The organism is Spirillospora sp. NPDC048819, from assembly GCF_040650055.1.
Classification (GTDB): domain Bacteria; phylum Actinomycetota; class Actinomycetes; order Streptosporangiales; family Streptosporangiaceae; genus Spirillospora.
Window position 1 is genome coordinate 51,174 of sequence record NZ_JBEZGN010000004.1, and the last position, 17,916, is coordinate 69,089.

At 73.1% G+C, this 17,916-nt stretch carries 15 protein-coding genes; 8 read left to right on the top strand and 7 right to left on the bottom strand.

Features of this window, described 5'->3' with window-relative positions; translation table 11 throughout:
- Nucleotides 1-17 precede the first annotated feature (17 nt).
- Together AB0C35_RS08135 and AB0C35_RS08140 are read right to left on the bottom strand one after the other, a co-directional pair.
- Nucleotides 18-1,670: a nitrite/sulfite reductase gene (locus AB0C35_RS08135; RefSeq protein ID WP_358451940.1), complete on the bottom strand. Its 1,653-nt coding sequence runs from the start codon at nt 1,668-1,670 to the stop codon at nt 18-20.
- A gap of 287 nt (nt 1,671-1,957) precedes the next feature.
- A complete protein-coding gene (locus AB0C35_RS08140; protein ID WP_358451942.1) occupies nt 1,958-2,119 on the bottom strand; it encodes a hypothetical protein in 162 nt (53 codons plus the stop codon).
- 241 nt (nt 2,120-2,360) lie between these two features.
- On the opposite strand from AB0C35_RS08140, the gene AB0C35_RS08145 reads away from it, so the two are divergent.
- The 3 genes from AB0C35_RS08145 to AB0C35_RS08155 all read left to right on the top strand — a co-directional run bounded on the left by AB0C35_RS08145 (nt 2,361) and on the right by AB0C35_RS08155 (nt 5,536).
- Entirely contained in the window at nt 2,361-3,548 is a 1,188-nt protein-coding gene (locus AB0C35_RS08145; RefSeq protein WP_358451944.1) for a YhjD/YihY/BrkB family envelope integrity protein, read from the top strand.
- A 39-nt stretch (nt 3,549-3,587) separates the two neighbouring features.
- A complete protein-coding gene (locus AB0C35_RS08150; RefSeq protein ID WP_358451946.1) occupies nt 3,588-4,706 on the top strand; it encodes an aryldialkylphosphatase in 1,119 nt (372 codons plus the stop codon).
- A gap of 125 nt (nt 4,707-4,831) precedes the next feature.
- A complete protein-coding gene (locus AB0C35_RS08155; RefSeq protein ID WP_358451948.1) occupies nt 4,832-5,536 on the top strand; it encodes a phosphoribosyltransferase family protein in 705 nt (234 codons plus the stop codon).
- A gap of 286 nt (nt 5,537-5,822) precedes the next feature.
- Here the strand turns inward: AB0C35_RS08155 and AB0C35_RS08160 are convergent, their stop codons facing one another.
- From AB0C35_RS08160 to AB0C35_RS08175, 4 genes are all read right to left on the bottom strand, one after another.
- Nucleotides 5,823-6,119, bottom strand: a complete 297-nt coding sequence (locus tag AB0C35_RS08160; RefSeq protein WP_021600082.1) for a WhiB family transcriptional regulator — start codon at nt 6,117-6,119, stop codon at nt 5,823-5,825.
- Nucleotides 6,120-6,304: 185 nt separating this feature from the next.
- Entirely contained in the window at nt 6,305-7,210 is a 906-nt protein-coding gene (locus AB0C35_RS08165) for a sucrase ferredoxin (RefSeq protein ID WP_358451951.1), read from the bottom strand.
- An 80-nt stretch (nt 7,211-7,290) separates the two neighbouring features.
- Nucleotides 7,291-8,862 carry a glycerol-3-phosphate dehydrogenase/oxidase gene (locus tag AB0C35_RS08170; protein WP_358451953.1) on the bottom strand — a complete coding sequence of 524 codons (1,572 nt, stop codon included), beginning with the start codon at nt 8,860-8,862 and terminating at the stop codon, nt 7,291-7,293.
- Entirely contained in the window at nt 8,859-9,512 is a 654-nt protein-coding gene (locus AB0C35_RS08175; RefSeq protein ID WP_358451955.1) for a TetR/AcrR family transcriptional regulator, read from the bottom strand. Before AB0C35_RS08175 ends, AB0C35_RS08170 begins: the two co-directional genes overlap by 4 nt.
- 73 nt (nt 9,513-9,585) lie before the next feature.
- Here AB0C35_RS08175 and AB0C35_RS08180 point away from each other — a divergent pair, with 73 nt between their 5' ends.
- The 5 genes from AB0C35_RS08180 to AB0C35_RS08200 all read left to right on the top strand — a co-directional run bounded on the left by AB0C35_RS08180 (nt 9,586) and on the right by AB0C35_RS08200 (nt 17,240).
- Complete coding sequence (locus AB0C35_RS08180) at nt 9,586-11,184, top strand: FAD-binding oxidoreductase (protein WP_358452417.1); 1,599 nt, start codon at nt 9,586-9,588, stop codon at nt 11,182-11,184.
- A gap of 3 nt (nt 11,185-11,187) precedes the next feature.
- Complete coding sequence (locus AB0C35_RS08185; RefSeq protein ID WP_358451957.1) at nt 11,188-12,120, top strand: YegS/Rv2252/BmrU family lipid kinase; 933 nt, start codon at nt 11,188-11,190, stop codon at nt 12,118-12,120.
- Between the two features lie 432 nt (nt 12,121-12,552).
- Nucleotides 12,553-14,088 (top strand): metallophosphoesterase family protein, encoded by a 1,536-nt coding sequence (locus tag AB0C35_RS08190; RefSeq protein WP_358451959.1) that lies wholly within the window; start codon nt 12,553-12,555, stop codon nt 14,086-14,088.
- A 372-nt stretch (nt 14,089-14,460) separates the two neighbouring features.
- Entirely contained in the window at nt 14,461-14,970 is a 510-nt protein-coding gene (locus AB0C35_RS08195; protein ID WP_358451961.1) for a DUF4234 domain-containing protein, read from the top strand.
- A gap of 125 nt (nt 14,971-15,095) precedes the next feature.
- A complete protein-coding gene (locus AB0C35_RS08200) occupies nt 15,096-17,240 on the top strand; it encodes a bifunctional 3'-5' exonuclease/DNA polymerase (protein ID WP_358451963.1) in 2,145 nt (714 codons plus the stop codon).
- Here the strand turns inward: AB0C35_RS08200 and AB0C35_RS08205 are convergent.
- Nucleotides 17,222-17,908, bottom strand: a complete 687-nt coding sequence (locus AB0C35_RS08205) for an SGNH/GDSL hydrolase family protein (protein WP_358451965.1) — start codon at nt 17,906-17,908, stop codon at nt 17,222-17,224. The genes AB0C35_RS08200 and AB0C35_RS08205 overlap by 19 nt on opposite strands.
- Nucleotides 17,909-17,916: the final 8 nt, after the last annotated feature.

The window sequence follows — 17,916 nt, forward strand, 5'->3', positions numbered from 1 at the left end:
CGTGTTCGCTTCGCTCATCACTTGAGGTCCGCTTCGTCCGCGCGATGCACCCACTCGGCGAAGGTCTCGCCGTCGCTGCGCTGCTTGTCGTAGTTGCGGACGATCCGCTCGACATAGTCGGTCAGCCCCGCCGAGGTGGTCTTCAGCCCGCGGACCTTCTTGCCGAACGTGGCGCCGAGTTGTCCGCCCAGGTGGATCTGGAACCCCTCCACCTGGTCGCCGTTCTCGTCCACGACGAGCTGGCCCTTCAGGCCGATGTCGCCGACCTGGATGCGGGCGCAGGCGTTCGGGCAGCCGTTGACGTTGATCGTGAGCGGCTGGTCGAAGTCCGGGAGCCGCTTCTCCAGCTCGTCGATCAGGTCCATCGAGCGCTGCTTGGTGTCGACGATGGCGAGCTTGCAGTACTCGATGCCGGTGCACGCCATCGTCTGGCGCCGGAACGTGGACGGACGGACCTGCAGGTCGTGCTCGGCCAGCGCGTCGGCGAGCGCCTCGGTGTTCTCCTCCGGGACGTCGAGGATCACCATCTTCTGCTCGATGGTCGTCCTGACCCGGCCGGAGCCGTAGCGGTCGGCCAGCTCGCCGATGACGCCGAGAAGCTCGCCGTTCACGCGGCCCACACGCGGGGCGAACCCGACGTAGAAGCCGCCGCCCTTCTGCGGGTGGATCCCGACGTGGTCGCGGCGGGCGAGCGGCGCGGCCGGCTCCGGGCCGTCCGGCAGCGCGTACCCGAGGTACTCCTTCTCCAGCACCTCGCGGAACTTCTCCACGCCCCAGTCCTTCACCAGGAACTTCATCCGGGCGCGGCTGCGCAGCCGCCGGTAGCCGTAGTCGCGGAAGATCGAGGTGACTCCGTGCCAGACCTCCGTGGCCTGCTCCGGCTTGACGAACACGCCGAGGCTCTGCGCGAACATCGGGTTGGTGGACAGCCCGCCGCCGACGAACACCTGGTAGCCGGTCTCGCCCAGCTCGTTCACCACGCCCACGTACGCGATGTCGTTGATCTCGTGGACGGTGCAGTGCGAGGTGCAGCCCGACAGGGCCGTCTTGTACTTGCGCGGCAGGTTGGAGAACTCGGGGGAGCCGATGTAGCGGTCGTGGATGTCGCGCAGCTGCGGCGTCGCGTCGATCACCTCGTCGGCGGCGATCCCGGCGAGCGGGCAGCCGATGATGGTGCGCGGGACGTCCCCGCACGCCTCCATCGTGTGCAGCCCCACCGCTTCGAGGGCCTCCCAGATCGCCGGGACGTCCTCGATCCGCACCCAGTGCAGCTGGACGTTCTGCCGGTCGGTGATGTCGGCGGTGCCGCGGGCGTACCGGGTGGAGATGTCGGCGATGGTGCGGAGCTGCGGGCCGCTCAGCTGGCCGCCGTCGATGCGCACCCGCATCATGAAGTAGCGGTCTTCGAGCTCCTCGTCCTCCAGCGCGCCGGTCCGGCCGCCGTCGATGCCGGGCCTGCGCTGGGTGTACAGGCCCATCCAGCGGAACCGGCCGCGCAGGTCGGCCGGGTCGATCGAGTCGAAGCCGTACTTGGAGTAGATGTCGACGATGCGGCGGCGGACGTTCAGGCCGTCGTCGTTCTTCTTGTTCTCTTCGTTCTTGTTGAGCGGTTCCCGGTAGCCGAGGGCCCACTGGCCTTCGGCCTTCTTGCGCTTGATCGCGGGTGGCACGGCGCGCGTCCTCATCTGTTGTCGTGAGGGACGCGTAGCGCACCGGCAGTCTGAGGCAGCCGGCTCGACGCTGAGCAGGGTGAAGTCAAAGATGACGCCGATGCACCACGCGGCCCGCTGAGCAGGGGCGTGGTCGGGGCGTCACCGACAGATCGCGCTGCGGACGCGCAGGAAGTCCACGTGCCGGCGCTTCGCCAGCAACGGATCCGCAGCAGTCATACCTGAACTCTGACACGCGGTCTCGCGAGCTGTCCAGTTGCGTCCGGCATATGGACGGGTGAGATGCGTCATCCCTGCCGCTTCCAGTTCACCGGAGGCTCGGTGTCGCCGCCGGTTCCGGGCGGGCGCTCCCGGCCGGGCGTCGCCGTGTCGGGCCGGTGCTGGCAGTCGCACCACGATCCGCCGCGGCACTCCTCGTGGCGGCGTTCTCGGCACGGCCGGCAGATCATGTCTCCATTGTCGCCCATCACGGCCGGTGCCCGCCGCGCGGGTTTGAACGATCATGGGCGGGATGACGTTCCGGGTCGTCAAAGCGGGTATGAGCGAATGGGTGTGGGAGTCAAGGGGACGTGCCACACGCCGACGCGAGATTCGGGCGGGGGAGGCGGTCGGAACGCGACGCGCGGAGCGGACCACTGAAATGGGCGATGCGGCATGTTCCGGACCCGTAACGCTTTACGGTGGGGCGGTGTGACCACCGTCTCCGGCGCCGCGGGCGTCCCCCCGGCCGGGGACTCCGATCCGGACGAGGGCCCCAAAGCCCTCGATCCGAGCCACCCCGACAGCCGCGCGGCCCTCGATCCGAGCGGCGCCTCCGAGCCCGGCGACGCCCCCGAACCGGGCGATGTTCCCGGGCCGGACGGCGCGGAAGGGGACGGCCCTGATCCGGACGATTCCGGCCCGCGCGACCGGGCCCGCCCCTTGCGCGCACGCGTCCGCACGGGCGTGCGCGCGACGCCGAGGGTCGCCTGGACGCTGACCAAGGGCACCGCGGTCGGCGCGTTCCGCTACCGGGTGACGGGGCTGGCCGCCGAGGCCGCGTTCTTCGCGCTGCTGTCGCTGCCGCCGCTGGTGATCGGGCTGATCGGCACGATGGGGCACCTCAGCGGGCTGTTCCAGCCGAGCACGGTCACCGAGGTCCGCACATGGGTGATCGAGCAGGCCCGGACCGTCCTGACGGGACCGGCGGTCGACACGGTCGTCGTCCCGCTGATCGACGACGTGATCCGGGGCGGCAGCCCCGACATCGTGTCGGTCAGCTTCCTGATCTCGCTGTGGGCGGGATCGCGGGCGACGAACGTCTACATCGACACGATCAGCATCGCCTACGGGCTGTCGGGCATCCGCGGCGTGGTCCGCACCCGGCTGCGCGCGTTCTTCCTGTACCTGATCGGGCTGCTGGTCATGCTGCTGGTCATCCCGATGCTGGTGGCGGGGCCGGCGCTGGTGAGGCAGGCGCTGCCGGAGAGCGCCGAGTTCGTCCAGGCGCTGTACTGGCCGGTCGTGGTGGGGCTGTCGATCGTCTTCCTCGCGACGCTGTACCACCTGAGCGTGCCGGTGCGGACGCCCTGGCGGCGTGATCTTCCCGGCGCCGTGCTGGCGCTGCTCATCTGGATCATCGGCAGCTTCGGCCTGCGGCTCTTCCTGGCCGGATCGCTCAGCGGGGTGTCGGTGTACGGATCGCTGTCCGCCGCGATCGCGGTCCTGGCCTGGCTGTATGTCGCGGCGCTCGCGGTGCTGATCGGCGCCGCGCTGAACGCCGAGATCGACCGGCTGTGGCCGACCGCCGACACCGCGCGGGCGCGGGCCGTCCGCGACGCGCAGGCAGGGGAGCCGCAGGCGGACGGGGACACCGACAGTAAAAACAACCCCGGATGAGGTCCTGATAAGGCAAAACATGTCGTAACCTCGCCTGACATGACCCCCCGTGAGGAGACCGGCCGGCTCCGGACCGTGACCGGCATGATCGCGACGTCCGACATCACCGGGCCGGTGCTCTCCCACGAGCACCTGCAGATGGATCTGCGCTGGCCGCAGCGTCCGCAGCTGGTCGAGTCCGACCCGGGCCGCTGGCTGGACGAGGAGAAGGCCGTCCAGCGTGAGCTGACCGGGCTGCGCAAGGAGCACGGCCTCGGCCTGGTCGTCGACCTCACCTGCTCCGGCATGGGACGCAACGCCGCCGCGCTCGCCCGGATCAGCGCTGGCGCCCGGGTGGCCGTGGTCGCCGGGACGGGCGTGTTCACCGAGCCGTTCCATCCCCCGTTCGTCCGCGAGACCCTCGCGGCGGAGACGGCGAATCAGTCCGGGGGGACGACCTCCCAGACCCCCTGGCAAGAGGCGGATCGTTCTGGGGGGACGACCCCCCAGGCCCCCCGGCAAGAGGCGAGTCATTCTGGGGGGACGACCCCCCAGGCCCCCCGGCAAGAGCCTTATGGGCCGACCGGAGTCGAGCGGCTCGCCGAGCGGCTGCTCGCCGAGGTCGGCTTCGGCATGGACGGCACCAACTCCCTGCCGGGCGTCATCGGCGAGATCGGCACCTGGGGCGAGGCGCCCACCGAGACCGAGGAGCTGTGCCTGCGCGCCGCCGCCCGGGCCGCCCGCTACTCCGGGCTGTCGGTCGCCACCTACGGCCGCGCGGGCCTCGCCCAGCTGGAGATCCTCACCGCCGCCGGGCTGTCCCCCGACCGTGTCGCGGTCGGCCAGCAGGACCGGGTGAACGACCCCGGCCAGCACCGCAAGATCGCCGAGACGGGCGGCTACGTCTCGTTCGGCACGCTCGGTCTCGCGGGGGACGACCACGCGGCCATCGGCGCGCGCGTCCGCTGCGTCATGGACCTGCTGGAGGCCGGGCACGGCTCCCGGGTGCTGCTGAGCACCGGCGTCTCCCGGATGGCCCAGGTCACCCGGTACGGCGGGGCCGGCTTCGGGTACCTGTTCGACACGTTCCTGCCCGCGCTGCGCGCCGCCGGGGCCGACGACGCCACCCTCGGAGCGATCCTGCACGACAACCCGCTGCGCTGGCTCACCGGCGCCTGAACTCGCTCACCCGCCGCGTCCGCCTCGCGGGCGCACTTGGGGGCAATACGCCGCAAGTCGGCCGCTGCGGGGGTCTGTGGGCGCGGCGGGAGTGGGTAGGGATCACCCCGGAAGGGGGTGAGCCGATGTCCTGGAACAGATCCGCACGCGAAGAACTCCAGCAGACCGAGACCGTCCGGCTCCCCTATGCCGACCGCGCCGAGGCGGGCCGGGTGCTCGCCGAACGGCTCGCGCCGATGGGGCTGGAGGGCGCGGCCGTCCTCGCGCTGCCGAGGGGCGGTGTCCCCGTCGGGCACGAGGTCGCGCGGCGGCTGCGGTCCCGGCTCGACGTCCTGGTGACCCGCAAGATCGGATACCCGCCGCAGCCGGAGCTGGGCGTCGGCGCGATCGCCGAGGGCGGCGTGCCCGTGTTCGACGCCGGCCTGCTGCGCCGCCTGGGGCTGCGCGAGGAGGACCTGGAGGCCACGGTGGCGGCCGAGCGCGCCGAGCTGGGCCGCCGGGTCGAGGTCTACCGGCGCGGCCGGCCGCTGCCGGAGACCGCGGGCCGCCCGGTGATCGTCGTGGACGACGGGCTCGCCACCGGCGGGACCGCGCGGGCGGCCGTGCGGGCGCTGCGCGAGCGCGGGCCGTCCCGGCTGGTCCTCGCGGTGCCGGTGGGCGCCGCCGAGACAGTCCGCGGCCTGGAGACCGAGGTGGACGACATGGTCGTGCCCGCCGCGCCGTGGGAGTTCCGCGCGGTCGGCCAGTGGTACCGCGACTTCGAGCAGCTCACCGACGACGACGTGATCGCCTTGCTGGACCGGGCGGCGCGCGACCGGGAGACGGGCTGACCCGGTCGCCCAGCCGGGCCCAGGCCGGGCCGCCCGCGAAAAATGGTGCGGCGACTTTCTGAAAAATGGCCGCGCGGCGGGGACGGTTGCGGTAAAAGCACGCTTCCGCGGAAAGTCGGGTGCGATGTGACTCACATGTGACGCACATGTGACGAAGCACCCGGACCCGGTCCGCGTGGACCGGGCCCGGGCAACGCAAACGGCCCCGCGGGGCGGGGCCGTGTCGTTTTTTCGGTGGCGTGCCGGGGTTTCGCGATGGGAGCGTTCAGGCGGCCTGCGTACTCGGCTAGGCGGCGTTGGCGCGACGCATCCGGCGGCGGCGCTCGGAAGCGCGCTCGTCTTCGTTCAGACCGCCCCACGTGCCGTACTTCTCGGGCCTGGACACCGCATAGTCCAGGCACTCCGTACGGACGGGGCAGCCCATGCAGATCTGCTTCGCTTTACGCTCGCGGATCTCGCGCTCGGGCTGACGCTCACCGTCGGGACCGAAGAAGAGGACGAGGTCTTCCCCCCGGCACGCCGCGGCGTCCTGCCAGCCCCAGCTGGGACGAGGGAGGTTTGCCTGCCGACGTACCTGAGCCATGGAACACCCACCTTGATTGGTTCGAACAGTTTCAGGACATGGACGCTCGACATGCTTCAGGCCGACAAGAAGTCAGAAGCGCCGAATGGTCCAACGTCCAGAGTTGCCGCTCTGTTCCCCGTCCGGTTAAGCCGGAAACCTGGGGACGTGCGACACAGAGACCCTCGAATGGGGCCTCAGAGAGATTACACGAGGGCCGCCTCGTTGAGAAGGGTGAGTTCCCTAACAAGGTAGGTTTTCAGGTTCTCCCCGCAGTCGGGCCCGCAGGGGGACGGCTGCTGGACGGCCTCCACCACGACCCGGTAACGGCTCTCCTGTACTGCAACGACCGCTTCGTACCGGGATGTTCCCGTGATCGATCGCACGGTCACGTCGTCCAGGCCAAGGCGGCCGGTGTGTGCGCGGACGAAGTGCTCGGCCGCCTGGGCGGGCTCGGGCGTTCCGGCACGTCCGCGCAGCCTGTCCAGGACGACCTCGCCCCGCAGGTAGGCGTCCGCCGCCGTCACGGCCTGGGTCTCGCCGAGGTCGCCGTAGTAGAGCCCGTGTGGAAGACATACCAAATTCGCCGCAAATCGGTCACCGCCGACATGGGTGGTTTCCCATACGAGGCGATCGAAACGCGCGGTGAGGGCACGGGCCAGCGGCCCGCCGGTGCGGGCGCAGCAGACGTTGCGGCGCCCGTGCGTGCAGACCAGCAGCAGCGGCTCGGTCACCGGCTCCCCGAGCCCCGGCGACCGGCCGGCGGCGAGGGCGTCCAGATCGAGCGCCTCCAGCTCCGCCGGGTCGTCGAGTTCGCGTCCCTCGATCCAGACGTCCGCCCCGCGCGAGAACGCGGCGTAGACCTGGAGGGGCGGGGTGGGGCGGCGGCGTCCCGGCCGGCGGATGAGCTGGGGCCGGACGCCCGCCTTCCGCGCGGCGCGCACGGCCTCGGCGACCGGCGCGGGCCTGGCGAGGTCCTCGACGCGCTCGGGCCAGGGGCCGGGGTGCTCGACGAGCAGCCAGGCGTGCGCCTTCGCCGTCGCGCTCGCCAGGCACGGCCGCTCCCCGGTGTGGCTGCCGGGACAGTGCCCGCAGCCGTTGCCGCGCGTCAAAAGGAGACCCCCCGTAGAACTTCGATCACTTAGGTAAGGGTAACCTAACGTATCGCGTCGAAACCCTCCGGGGGGACGGATCAGCGAAACGCGGCGCGGGGTAGCAGCGCCTCCGCCGCGGGCAGCGCGGCCGCCCGGTCGGCCGCCACGAGCCCGATCCGGGTGCGGCGGTCCAGCAGATCGCCCGCGTCGAGGGCGCCCTCGTGCCGCACCGCCCAGGCCAGTTCCGCGCCGAGCACGGGCAGCCCCGGGGCGACCGGCTCGAGCAGCGCCGGGTCCCGCTTCGCGAGCGCGGCCAGCCGCGGCGCCTCGGCCCCGTACCGCTGGACGAGGCGGGAGGGCGCGTCCAGCGCGTCCAGCCGGTCCCGCGGGGCGGCGCCGACGAGCGGCAGCCGCGCGGTCCGGCTCGGCGGCGCGTCGAGCCCGCGGACGCGCGCCGCGGCGTCGACGGCGTCCTGCGCCATCCGCCGGTAGGTGGTGAGCTTGCCGCCGACGATCGTGACGACGCCGTCCCGCGAGGTGAGCACGGCGTGCCGCCGGGAGATGTCGGCGGTGTCGCGGCCGTGCCCGAGATCCAGCAGGGGGCGCAGCCCGGCGAACGCGCCCAGCAGGTCCGAGCGCCGCACCGGGACGTCCAGCGCGGAGCCGAGGATGTCGAGCAGGAACCCGATCTCGCCAGTGGTCGGCTCGGGCACGTCCGGGATCGGCCCTTCCGCGGGCTCGTCGGTCAGGCCGACGTAGACGCGGCCGTCGCCCTGCGGCAGCACCAGCAGGTACCGGCTGGCCGCCCCCGGGACCGGGATCTGCATCCCGGCCGACAGCCCGCGCAGCGTCTCCGCCCCGATCACGAGGTGCGTGCCGCGCGAGGGGGTCAGGCGCACCCCGTCCACCAGGCCGCCCGCCCAGACGCCGGCCGCGTTCACCACCGACCGCGCCCGGACGGTGAACTCCCGGCCGGTCAGCTCGTCGCGGACGAGCGCGCCGTCGCCGGCGAGGGTGACCGCGCGGCAGCGGGTGAGGATGCGGGCGCCGTACCCGGCGGCGGTCCGGGCGAGCGCCGTGACCAGGCGCGCGTCGTCGGCGAGCTGGCCGTCCCACGACAGCAGCCCGCCGCGCAGCCCGTAGGACCGCAGCGCGGGCGCGAGCCGCAGCGTCTCGACCGCCGACAGGCGGCGCGGGCCGGGCAGCACCGAGCGCGGGGTGCGCGCGGCGAGCCGCAGCGCGTCCCCGGCGTGCAGCGCGGCGCCGACGGCCAGCGCGCGGGAGCGGGACACGAGCGGGGTCAGCGGCATCACGAACGGCAGCGCGCGCACGAGGTGCGGCGCCGTGTGCCGCATCAGCGCGCCGCGCTCGACCGCGCTCTCGTGCGCCACGTCCACCTGCGCGGACGCGAGATAGCGCAGCCCGCCGTGGATCAGCTTGGAGCTCCACCGGGACGTGCCGAACGCCAGGTCGTGGGCGTCGATCGCGGCGACCGACAGGCCCCGGGACGCGGCGTCCAGCGCGGTGCCCGCCCCGGTCGCGCCGAGGCCGACGACCAGGACGTCCACCACCTCGTCGGGCAGGGCGGCGAGCTCGCGTTCCCTGCGCGCCGCGTTGAGCGAGGTCCGGGCGACCTCGGGGTTCCGTGCGTCGGATTCTGGTGTGTTCAAGGCGCGAGCATCCTTTCCAGGATGTGGCGGAGTTCGGCGTCGAAGGCGTCGGAATCGAGGTCGGGGTCGGCGTCGTCGAGCATCGTCGGCGCCGACAGCACGAAGGACTGGACGACCAGCAGCACCGTGCGCGCCTGCCGGACGGCGTGGTCGCGGCGGATCGTGCCGTCGGCGTGCCCGGCCCTCAGCGCCTCCTCGAACAGCTCCAGGAACACCAGCTGGCTGGCGCCGCAGCGGTCCAGGACGTAGGGGAGCAGCAGCTCCGGATCCACCTCGATGATCTTTCGGAGCAGCGGGTGGTCGCGGAACGCCCGCACGCCGGTGACCAGGCCGTCCACCATCCGGGGGCGGACGGGGCGGCCGTCGTCGGGCGGCTGCAGCGTGTCGCCGAGCCCGACCCACTCGCGGGTCATCAGGTCGGCGACGATCGTGCGGACGTCCGGCCAGCGGCGGTACAGCGTCATCCGGGACACGCCGGCGCGGCGGGCGATGTCGGTCAGGGTCGTGCGGCGCACCCCGACGGCCAGCACGCAGTCGCGGGCGGCGTCGAGCACGGTGTCGTCCGCCGTCCGGACGCTCGGTCCGTTGCGTCCCGCCCCGTTGCGCTCCGGCGTGTTGCGCTCCGCCTTGTTGTGACGATTCGACGTCATGTGTCACAGTGTAAGCACAGATTCGAGGCCGGCGGCAGGCCGGCGACGGGAGGCGCGGGTGGAGACGCGGGACATGCTGTGGAGCGGCTGGGGCGACCCCGGCCGGGCCGCGCCGCTGCCGGAGCAGGTCGTCGGCCTGCTGCGCGAGATGCTCGGCGTCCGGCCCGCCGAGCGGCCCCCGGTGGCCCTCGCCGACATCGAGGTCCGCGACACCCGGCTGCCGGCGGGCGACCTGACCGCGCTCGCGAAGACCGTGGGCGACCGGAACGTCCGCGCCGACACCGAGACGCGCGTCCGGCACACGCGGGGCAAGTCGACGCCCGACCTGCTGCGCATCCGCGCCGGCGACACCGCGGACGCCCCGGACGCGGTCGTCCTGCCCGGCACCCACGACGAGGTCCTCGCGGTGCTGCGGTACTGCGCCGGGCGGCGGATCGCGGTCGTCCCGTTCGGCGGCGGCACCTCCGTCGTCGGCGGCCTGGCGCCGGCCGGCGTCGACGCGTTCATCGCCCTCGACCTGCGCCGCATGGACGCCCTGGTCTCGGTCGACGAGGTCGCCCGGACCGCCGTCCTTCAGCCCGGCCTGCGCGCCCCCGACGCCGAGGCGCTGCTGGCCGGGCACGGCTACACCCTCGGGCACTTCCCGCAGTCGTACGAGTGGGCGACGATCGGCGGGTTCGCGGCGGCGCGGTCCAGCGGGCAGGCGTCCGCCGGATACGGCCGCTTCGACGACATGGTCGTCGGGCTGACCGTCGCCACCCCGGAGGGCCCGCTCGATCTCGGCCGCGCGCCGAAGTCCGCCGCCGGGCCCGACCTGCGGCAGCTCGTCCTCGGCTCGGAGGGCGCGTTCGGCGTGATCACCTCCGTGACCGTCCGGATCCATCCCGTCCCGGAGGCCCGGGAGTACGAGGGCTGGCGGTTCGCGTCGTTCGGCGAGGGCGCCGCCGCACTGCGCCGGCTCGCGCAGGACGGGCCGCTGCCCGCGGTGCTGCGGCTCTCCGACGAGACCGAGACCATGATCGGGCTGGCCGACCCCACCGCCATCGGAGCTCGTGACGGGGGGCCGTCGTCGGCCGGGTGCCTGGCCGTGCTGGGGTTCGAGGGCGCCGCGGCGCGGGTCGCCGAGCGGCGCGCCCAGGCCGCGGACGTCCTGCGCGCCGCGGGCGGCGAACCGCTCGGCACCGGGCCCGGAGAGAAATGGGAGCACGGCCGCTTCAACGCCCCCTACCTGCGCGACTCGCTGCTGGACGCGGGCGCGTTCGTGGAGACGCTGGAGACCGCCGCGTTCTGGGCGGACATCCCCGCGCTGTACGACGCCGTCCGGGCCGCGCTGATCGGCGCCCTGTCCGGCGCGGGCACGCCCCCGCTGGTGATGTGCCACATCTCGCACGTCTACCCGTCCGGCGCGTCCCTCTACTTCACCGTCGTGTCCGCACAGGGTAAGGATCCGGTCGCGCACTGGGACGTGGCCAAGCGCGCCGCCAACGAGGCGATCATCGACGCGGGCGGCACGATCAGCCATCATCACGGTGTGGGCACCGACCATCGCGACTGGTACGCCCGGGAGATCGGGCCGCTGGGCGCCGCGGTGCTCCGCGCCGTCAAGGACCGGGTGGATCCGGCCGGGATCCTCAACCCGGGCGTCCTCGTCCCGCCGGCCGCAGGGGAGTGACCCATGAGCGAAGCGAACCGGGAGGCCACCGGTGACGAGGGCCCGCGTTCGTTCACCGCGATCGTCAATCCGGCGGCGGGCGGCTCCGCCTCCGCCTCGTCGCTGATCACACTGGCCCGGCTGCTGCGCGAAGCGGGCGCCGACGTCGCGGTCGAGTACAGCCGCGGGCTGGAGCACGCCGCGGACGTCGCCCGCGACGCCGCAGGGACCGGGAGGGTGGTGCTCGGCGTCGGCGGAGACGGCCTGGTCGGCTGCGTCGGCGGCGCCCTGGCCGAGATGGACGCCGGGGCGGGTGCGGTCTTCGGCATCGTCCCGGCGGGACGCGGCAACGACTTCGCGCGGCAACTCGGCATCCCGTCCGACCCGGAGGAGCTGGCCAAGCTGCTGCTGGAGGGCGAACCGCGCGCCGTGGACGCCATCGACGCCAACGGCACGGCCGTCCTCGGCAGCGTCTACGCGGGGGTGGACGCCGTCGCCAACGACAACGCGAACAGGACGCGGCTGCTGCGCGGCTCGGCCGCCTACTACTTCGGGGCGCTCCGCGCGATCATCTCGTGGCGGCCCGCCGACTACCGGATCACCGTCGACGGCGAGTCGCACGAGCGGCAGGGCTACACCGTCGTCGCCGCCAACTCCGGCTACTACGGGTTCGGCAAGCACATCGCCCCCGACGCGAGGGTGGACGACGGGCTGCTCGACGTGATCCTCATCCGGCAGGCGCCCAAGAAGCTCTTCTTCTCCGTCATGCGGGAACTGGAGGACGGCTCGCACGTGCGGCGGCCCGAGGTCGAGGTCATGCGCGGCCGCGAAGTACGGATCGAGCTGGCCGGCCCGCCCGGCAGGACGCTCCCGTACGGCGCGGACGGCGAGCTGCCCGGGACGCTGCCGGTCACGGCCCGGGTGATGCCGGGCGCACTCCGGGTTCTGGCGCCCTGACCAGCCACTTTCCCGTCGTCTCAGGTTTGGCCCGATGTTTGGGATGGTTTACGTCAGCATTACGGTCTCTCGGATAGCGTCAATTACGTCCCGCTAAGGGACCGTTGGGGCCGTCTGCGGAGGCATCATGAGAAGGCGACTGAGTTCGCCGTTCTGGGGGGACTCATGATGAACGCAGGCGCCCTCGTCGTGGTGGCGCCGGCGTCTCTGGGGGTGGCGCCGGCGTCCACCACGTGCACGCACTGACGCCGCCTCCCCGCGCCGGGAACATCACACGCCCGACTACGGCAAGTCCGCTTGACTGCCGATATCGCCTCCGGACAGGCTGTGGGCACCCCCTACCCGAACCTTCTCCATCCCCGGCGGGCCCGTTGGGAGCCGGCCCGAGCGACACCGGGATGAGAGGGTTCGCCCCCTGCCCGGAGGCGTTCTGTGTGTGCCGAGGTGAATCCCGGTCCCGACAACTCGCGCACCTCCGAGGCGGGCGCCGGATGGGTCTGCCAGAAACCCGGCACCTTCAACGACCTGCTTCCCGAGCGCGTCACCGACTTCTCCTGGCGCCGCCCGCGGGTCCTGTGGCGGTCCCGCAACGACGTCCTCGCGAGCCTGTTCGGCGACCCCTCGAACGCGATCCGCCGCCGCTGCGTCGAGGCGCTGCGCGAGCGGGGGACGCCGGCCGCGTTCACCGTCCACCGCTCGGAGCCGGAGTTCTCGTTCGCCCTGCTCGGCGACACCGGCGAGGGCGACCGGTCGCAGTACGCGGTCGTCCCGCCCCTGCTGCAGGCCGCCGCCGGCACCGACTTCATGATCATCGCCAGCGACGTGATCTACCCGGCCGGGGACGCGGACCAGTACCCGGACAAGTTCTTCCGCCCCTACAGGGACTATCCGGCGCCGATCTACGCCGTCCCCGGCAACCACGACTGGTACGACGGCCTGCGCGGCTTCCTCCACGTCTTCTGCGACCTGGACGCGGACTGCTCGCCGCCGCCGTGGCGCGGCCCGCTGTCGTTCCTGCCGCGCCTGCTCTGGCGCGATTCGGGCGAGGTCGACCCGCGCGTGCTCGGGGAGGCCCGCAGCAGGTACCGGGGCGCGCCAGGCCAGAAGGCCGTCCAGCCCGGACCGTACTGGGCGATCGACACGCCCTCACTGCGCATCATCGGCATCGACACCGGCATCACGGGAACCGTCGACCGCGGCCAGGGCCGCTGGCTGCGGGAGGTGTCCGCAGGCCCGAAACCCAAGCTGCTCGTGACCGGAAAACCGCTGTACGTGGACGACGAACACCGTCCCGGCAAGATCCAGGGCGGCGGGACGGTCGACGAGATCGTCCAGGACCCGGCGCACAACTACGTGGCGGCGATCGGCGGCGACATCCACAACTACCAGCGCTACCCGCTGACGACCGGCGACGGGCGGACGATCCAGTACGTCGTCGCCGGCGGCGGAGGCGCGTTCATGCACGCGACCCACACGATCCCGCGGACGCGCGTGGTGGAGGAGGACCGGTTCCGCTGCTACCCGCTGCGCGGCGACTCCCTGTCCCGCTACAGCAAGCTGTACGGCCGGTGGCTGCACCTGCCCCGGCTCTTCGAACTCACCCCCGAGGAGGCCACGGCCGCCGTCCGGCGCCGGCTCGGCATCCGGCCGGGCCGCGGCTATACGAGCCCCGAGCCGTCCTTCCGCGCCCGCCTCGTCGCGTCGCTCCTGGGCGTCCCGCGCGGGGACCGGCGCCGCCCCCGGATGCTGCGGGTCCCCGTGCACAAGCTGCCGCAGCGCTTCCGCTCGGAACTGGCGGACTGGGACGACCCGCCGTTCTTCAAGAGCTTCCTGCGCCTGGACGTGACGGAGTCGCAGCTGCGGATCCGCTGCTACGCCGTCACCGGCTGCGGCGACCACGAAGCGGCCCCGCCATGCGAAGACGAGGTCATTGTGTCTCTAAGCAGTTCCCTTGGCGTCGGGCCCTAGAGGGCCCTCCTTCGGCGGGCACTGTGTTTGATCGCAGTTCCCTTGGCGGTCGGGCCCTGAAGGCCCTCCCTTCGGCGGGAACTGCGGTGCGATCGCTGCATCGCTCCGGCTCGCCTTGCGGCTCGCTGCGCGATCAGGTTTCTTGCTTCGCTCGCAACCTGCCTTCGGACGCGATCGCGACGGTTCGGGTCCTTGCGGGGTTGGGGCGGCGGCTGGGGTGGGTGAGTTGGAGAATCCACCAGAAAAGTCGACAAAGGCGGCGAGCCTGCCCCACGACGTGCATGGACGCGGTTACAGTCTTGGCTCACCAGACGGGTGACCGGTAACGGGCGGTCGGCCGTGGATCGACCGCGTCCTCAGGAGAGCAATTCAATGAGCTACCCCCAGCAGGGTCAGGGCCAGCCACAACAGCAGCAGGCCTACCAGGGCGGTTACGCGCCCGCCCAGCAACAGCAGGCCCAGAAGGGCCCCGTCGCCGTTGGCGCCGGCGCCAACATGAAGCGCCGCAACCCGGTCGGCGCCTGGCTCGGCCTGCCCATCATCACCTTCGGGATCTACGGCCTCGTGTGGTTCTTCAAAGTCCACAACGAGCTGCACGCGTACGACCGCCGCATCGACAACGCCGCCGTGAGCGCGCTGCTGTCCATGCTCTTCGGCGCGATCACCCTTGGCATCTGGCCCCTGATCATGTGGGTCAAGCTCGGCGGCCGCATCGCCGCGGCCCAGCGCGCCGCGGGCCTGCCCGCGAGCTGCAGCGGCGGCATGGGCTTCCTGCTCGGCATCATCGGCTTCGGCGTCCTCTACTACCAGATCCAGCTCAACAAGGTCGCCGACCGCTACGGCGACACCCCCGCAGGCCAGCAGGTCTCGCTGGTCGCGTGATCATCACCTAGGGGCCACGGCCCAGGCCCCGCACCCGGACCCCTCCGCCACCACCCGTCGCGGAGGGGTCTTCGCGTGCGCCCCGGGGGCGGGAACTGTCGGTGGCGGGGGCCAGAATCGGCGGTGTGAGGATCGCGGTGGCCGCCGGAGCGCGGGGCGGGGGAGCGCTGCGGCCGCTCGGCGAGGACGGGACGCCCGCCGGGCCGGTTCAGGTCGTCCCCGATCTGGCGGCGGCGATCGCCGAACGGGAGGCGGGCGAGCCGCTGCGGTGGGTGTGGTCCTCGACGGCGCGGATCTATCCCCGGCTGCTGGACGCGGGCGTGCGGGTGGGGCGGTGCCACGATCTTGAGCTGGTCGAGAGCCTCCTGCTCGGTCATGCGGGACGGTACGGGGAGCCGCGCTCCGTCCGGGCGGCGTGGGCGCGCCTGCGCGGGGAGCCGGTGCCGGCGGACCGTCCGCCGCATGAGGAGTCGGCGCAGGTGTCGCTGTTCGGCGACGTCGACGAGGGGGAGGAGTTCGCCGACGACATCGAACAGGTCGTCGCGGTGCACGCGGAGCAGCAGCGCACCATCGCCGGGCTGAACGCGACGCCGAGCGGAACTCGTCGGTTGGATGGCGGTGGGTGGGGGCTGGAGGACGGGGCGTCGAGCGGGGCTCGTCGGTTGGATGGCGGTGGGTGGGGGCTGGAGGACGGGGCGTCGAGCGGGGCTCGTCGGTTGGATGGCGGTGGGTGGGGGCTGGAGGACGGCGTGCCGGGCGAGGCCAGCCGATCGGTCGGCGGCGGGCCGGGGGGCGGAGGCCGGGGGGCCGAGCGGGGCTCGTCGGTTGGATGGCGGTGGGTGGGGGCTGGAGGACGGTTCGCGCTGCTCGCGGCGGCGGAGTCGGCCGGGTCACTGGTGGCGGCCGAGATGAGCCACGACGGGCTGCCGTGGTCGGCGCAGGTGCACGACGCGCTCCTCACCGAGCTGCTCGGGCCGCGCCCGTCCGGCGGGCTCCGGCCCCGCAGGCTCCAGGACCTCGCCGACCGGATCAGCGCGGCGTTCGGGCCCCGCGTCCACGTCAACCCCGACTCCCCGGCGCAGATCCTGAAGGCGTTCGCGGCGGCGGGGCTGCCGATCCCGTCGACGCGCGCGCACGTCCTCAAACGGCTCGACCATCCGGCGGTGCCGCTGCTGCTGGAGTACAAGGAGCTGGCGCGACTGCACACCGCGCACGGCTGGGCGTGGCTGGACACCTGGGTGAGCGGGGGGCGGTTCCGCCCCGAGTACGTGGTCGGCGGCGTGGTGTCCGGCCGGTGGGCGACGAGCGGCGGGGGCGCTCTGCAGATCCCGCGCGTCCTGCGGAAGGCCGTCGTCGCCGATCCCGGCTGGTCGCTCGTCGTCGCGGACGCGGCCCAGCTCGAACCCCGCGTGCTGGCCGCGCTGGCGGGCGACCGGGCGTTCACCGACGCGGCGGCCCACGGTGACCTGTACGAGGCTCTCTCCGACGCCTTCCGCGCGGACCCCGGTCGGCCGAGCGGAACTCGTCGGTTGGAGGACGGGGGGTTGAGCCCGCGTGACAAGGCGAAGCTCGCGCTGCTGTCCGCCATGTACGGCGGCGGGACGGGTGAGGCGGTGCAGCTCCTCGCCGTCCTGAAGAACCGGTTCCCGGACGCGTTCGAGTACGTCGAGGCCGCCGCGCGGGCGGGGGAGCGGGGGCGGCTCGTCCGGTCCCGGCTCGGCCGCACCTGCCCGCCGCCGTCCGCGGGCTGGCGCGAGCTGACCTCGGCGGGCGACGACGACGCGCCGGAGTCGCGTCAGGGCACGGCCGCGCAGGCGCTGCGCAGCCGGGGCCGCTTCACCCGCAACTTCGTCGTCCAGGCCACCGCCGCCGACTGGGCGCTCGCCCTGCTCGGCTCCCTCCGCCGCCGCCTCACCGCCCTCGGCCCCCCGTCCTCCAGCCCCCACCCGCCGCCATTCAATCGACGAGCTCCGCTCGGCGCCCCGTCCTCCGGCCCCCACCCACCACCAGCCAACAGACAGGCTCCGCTCGACGGCCCGTCCTCCAGCCCCCACCCGCCGCCGTCCGATCGACGGGCTCCGCTGGCGCCGCGGCTGGTGTTCTTTCAGCACGATGAGGTCATCGTGCACACTCCCGCCGAGCTGGCCGAGGACGTCGTCGCCGCCGTCCACGCCTCGGCGGACGAGGCGCGGCGGCTGCTGTTCGGCGACACCCCGGTCGTGTTCCCGATGGAGATCGCGGTGGTGGACCGCTACGCCGACGCCAAGTAGTCCGCGAGGGCGCGGATGGTGTTGGCGGCGGCGAAGGCGTGCCCCCGGGCGTTGAGGTGCAGCTGGTCGCCGCTGTAGATGCCGGGGTCGGCGGCGGCCGGATGGTCGTAGGGGTTGACGACGTGGCAGGCGCCGTGTTCGGCGGCGACGTCGGCGGCCAGGGCGTTCAGCCGCCGGGTCCGGGACGACATGACCTCCCGGTAGCGGGCGGGGCCGAGGCCGGCGACGGTGATGTCCAGGAGGCCGATCGTGACGACGTCCGCCCCGGCGGCGCGGAACGCGGAGACCATGCCGGCCAGTTCGCGCCGTACCTCCTCCACGTCGAAGTGGGGGCGGAGCATGTCGTTGCCGCCGGCCACGACGACGGCCAGGTCGGGGCCGAACGCGAGCGCCGGCTCCAGCTGCTCGGCCGCGATCTGCGCGGCGACGAGGTCGCGGCGGCCGAGGTTGAGGGCGGTGAAGCCGGGCGTCACGGCGGCGAGGGCCTCCTCGACCCGGTCGGCCCACGACATGTCGCGGTAGCCGGGCACGGGTTCGCGGACGCCTTGGGCGACGCTGTCGCCGATCGTCACCATGCGGGTCCAGGGCGCGTCGGCCAGCAGCGCGGCGGCCTCGGCGGCGGGCAGGACGGCCGGGTCCGTCCACTCGGACAGGGTCGTCTCGGTCATCTCGTCTC

Excerpts from the sequence above, each read along its gene's own strand:
- AB0C35_RS08160 (WP_021600082.1), bottom strand. The coding sequence starts at position 6,119 with ATGGCTCAGGTACGTCGGCAGGCAAACCTCCCTCGTCCCAGCTGGGGC.
- AB0C35_RS08180 (WP_358452417.1), top strand. The coding sequence starts at position 9,586 with ATGCTGTGGAGCGGCTGGGGCGACCCCGGCCGGGCCGCGCCGCTGCCG.
- AB0C35_RS08140 (WP_358451942.1), bottom strand. The coding sequence starts at position 2,119 with ATGATCTGCCGGCCGTGCCGAGAACGCCGCCACGAGGAGTGCCGCGGC.
- AB0C35_RS08185 (WP_358451957.1), top strand. The coding sequence starts at position 11,188 with ATGAGCGAAGCGAACCGGGAGGCCACCGGTGACGAGGGCCCGCGTTCG.
- AB0C35_RS08205 (WP_358451965.1), bottom strand. The coding sequence starts at position 17,908 with ATGACCGAGACGACCCTGTCCGAGTGGACGGACCCGGCCGTCCTGCCC.
- AB0C35_RS08175 (WP_358451955.1), bottom strand. The coding sequence starts at position 9,512 with ATGACGTCGAATCGTCACAACAAGGCGGAGCGCAACACGCCGGAGCGC.
- AB0C35_RS08195 (WP_358451961.1), top strand. The coding sequence starts at position 14,461 with ATGAGCTACCCCCAGCAGGGTCAGGGCCAGCCACAACAGCAGCAGGCC.
- AB0C35_RS08155 (WP_358451948.1), top strand. The coding sequence starts at position 4,832 with ATGTCCTGGAACAGATCCGCACGCGAAGAACTCCAGCAGACCGAGACC.
- AB0C35_RS08150 (WP_358451946.1), top strand. The coding sequence starts at position 3,588 with ATGACCCCCCGTGAGGAGACCGGCCGGCTCCGGACCGTGACCGGCATG.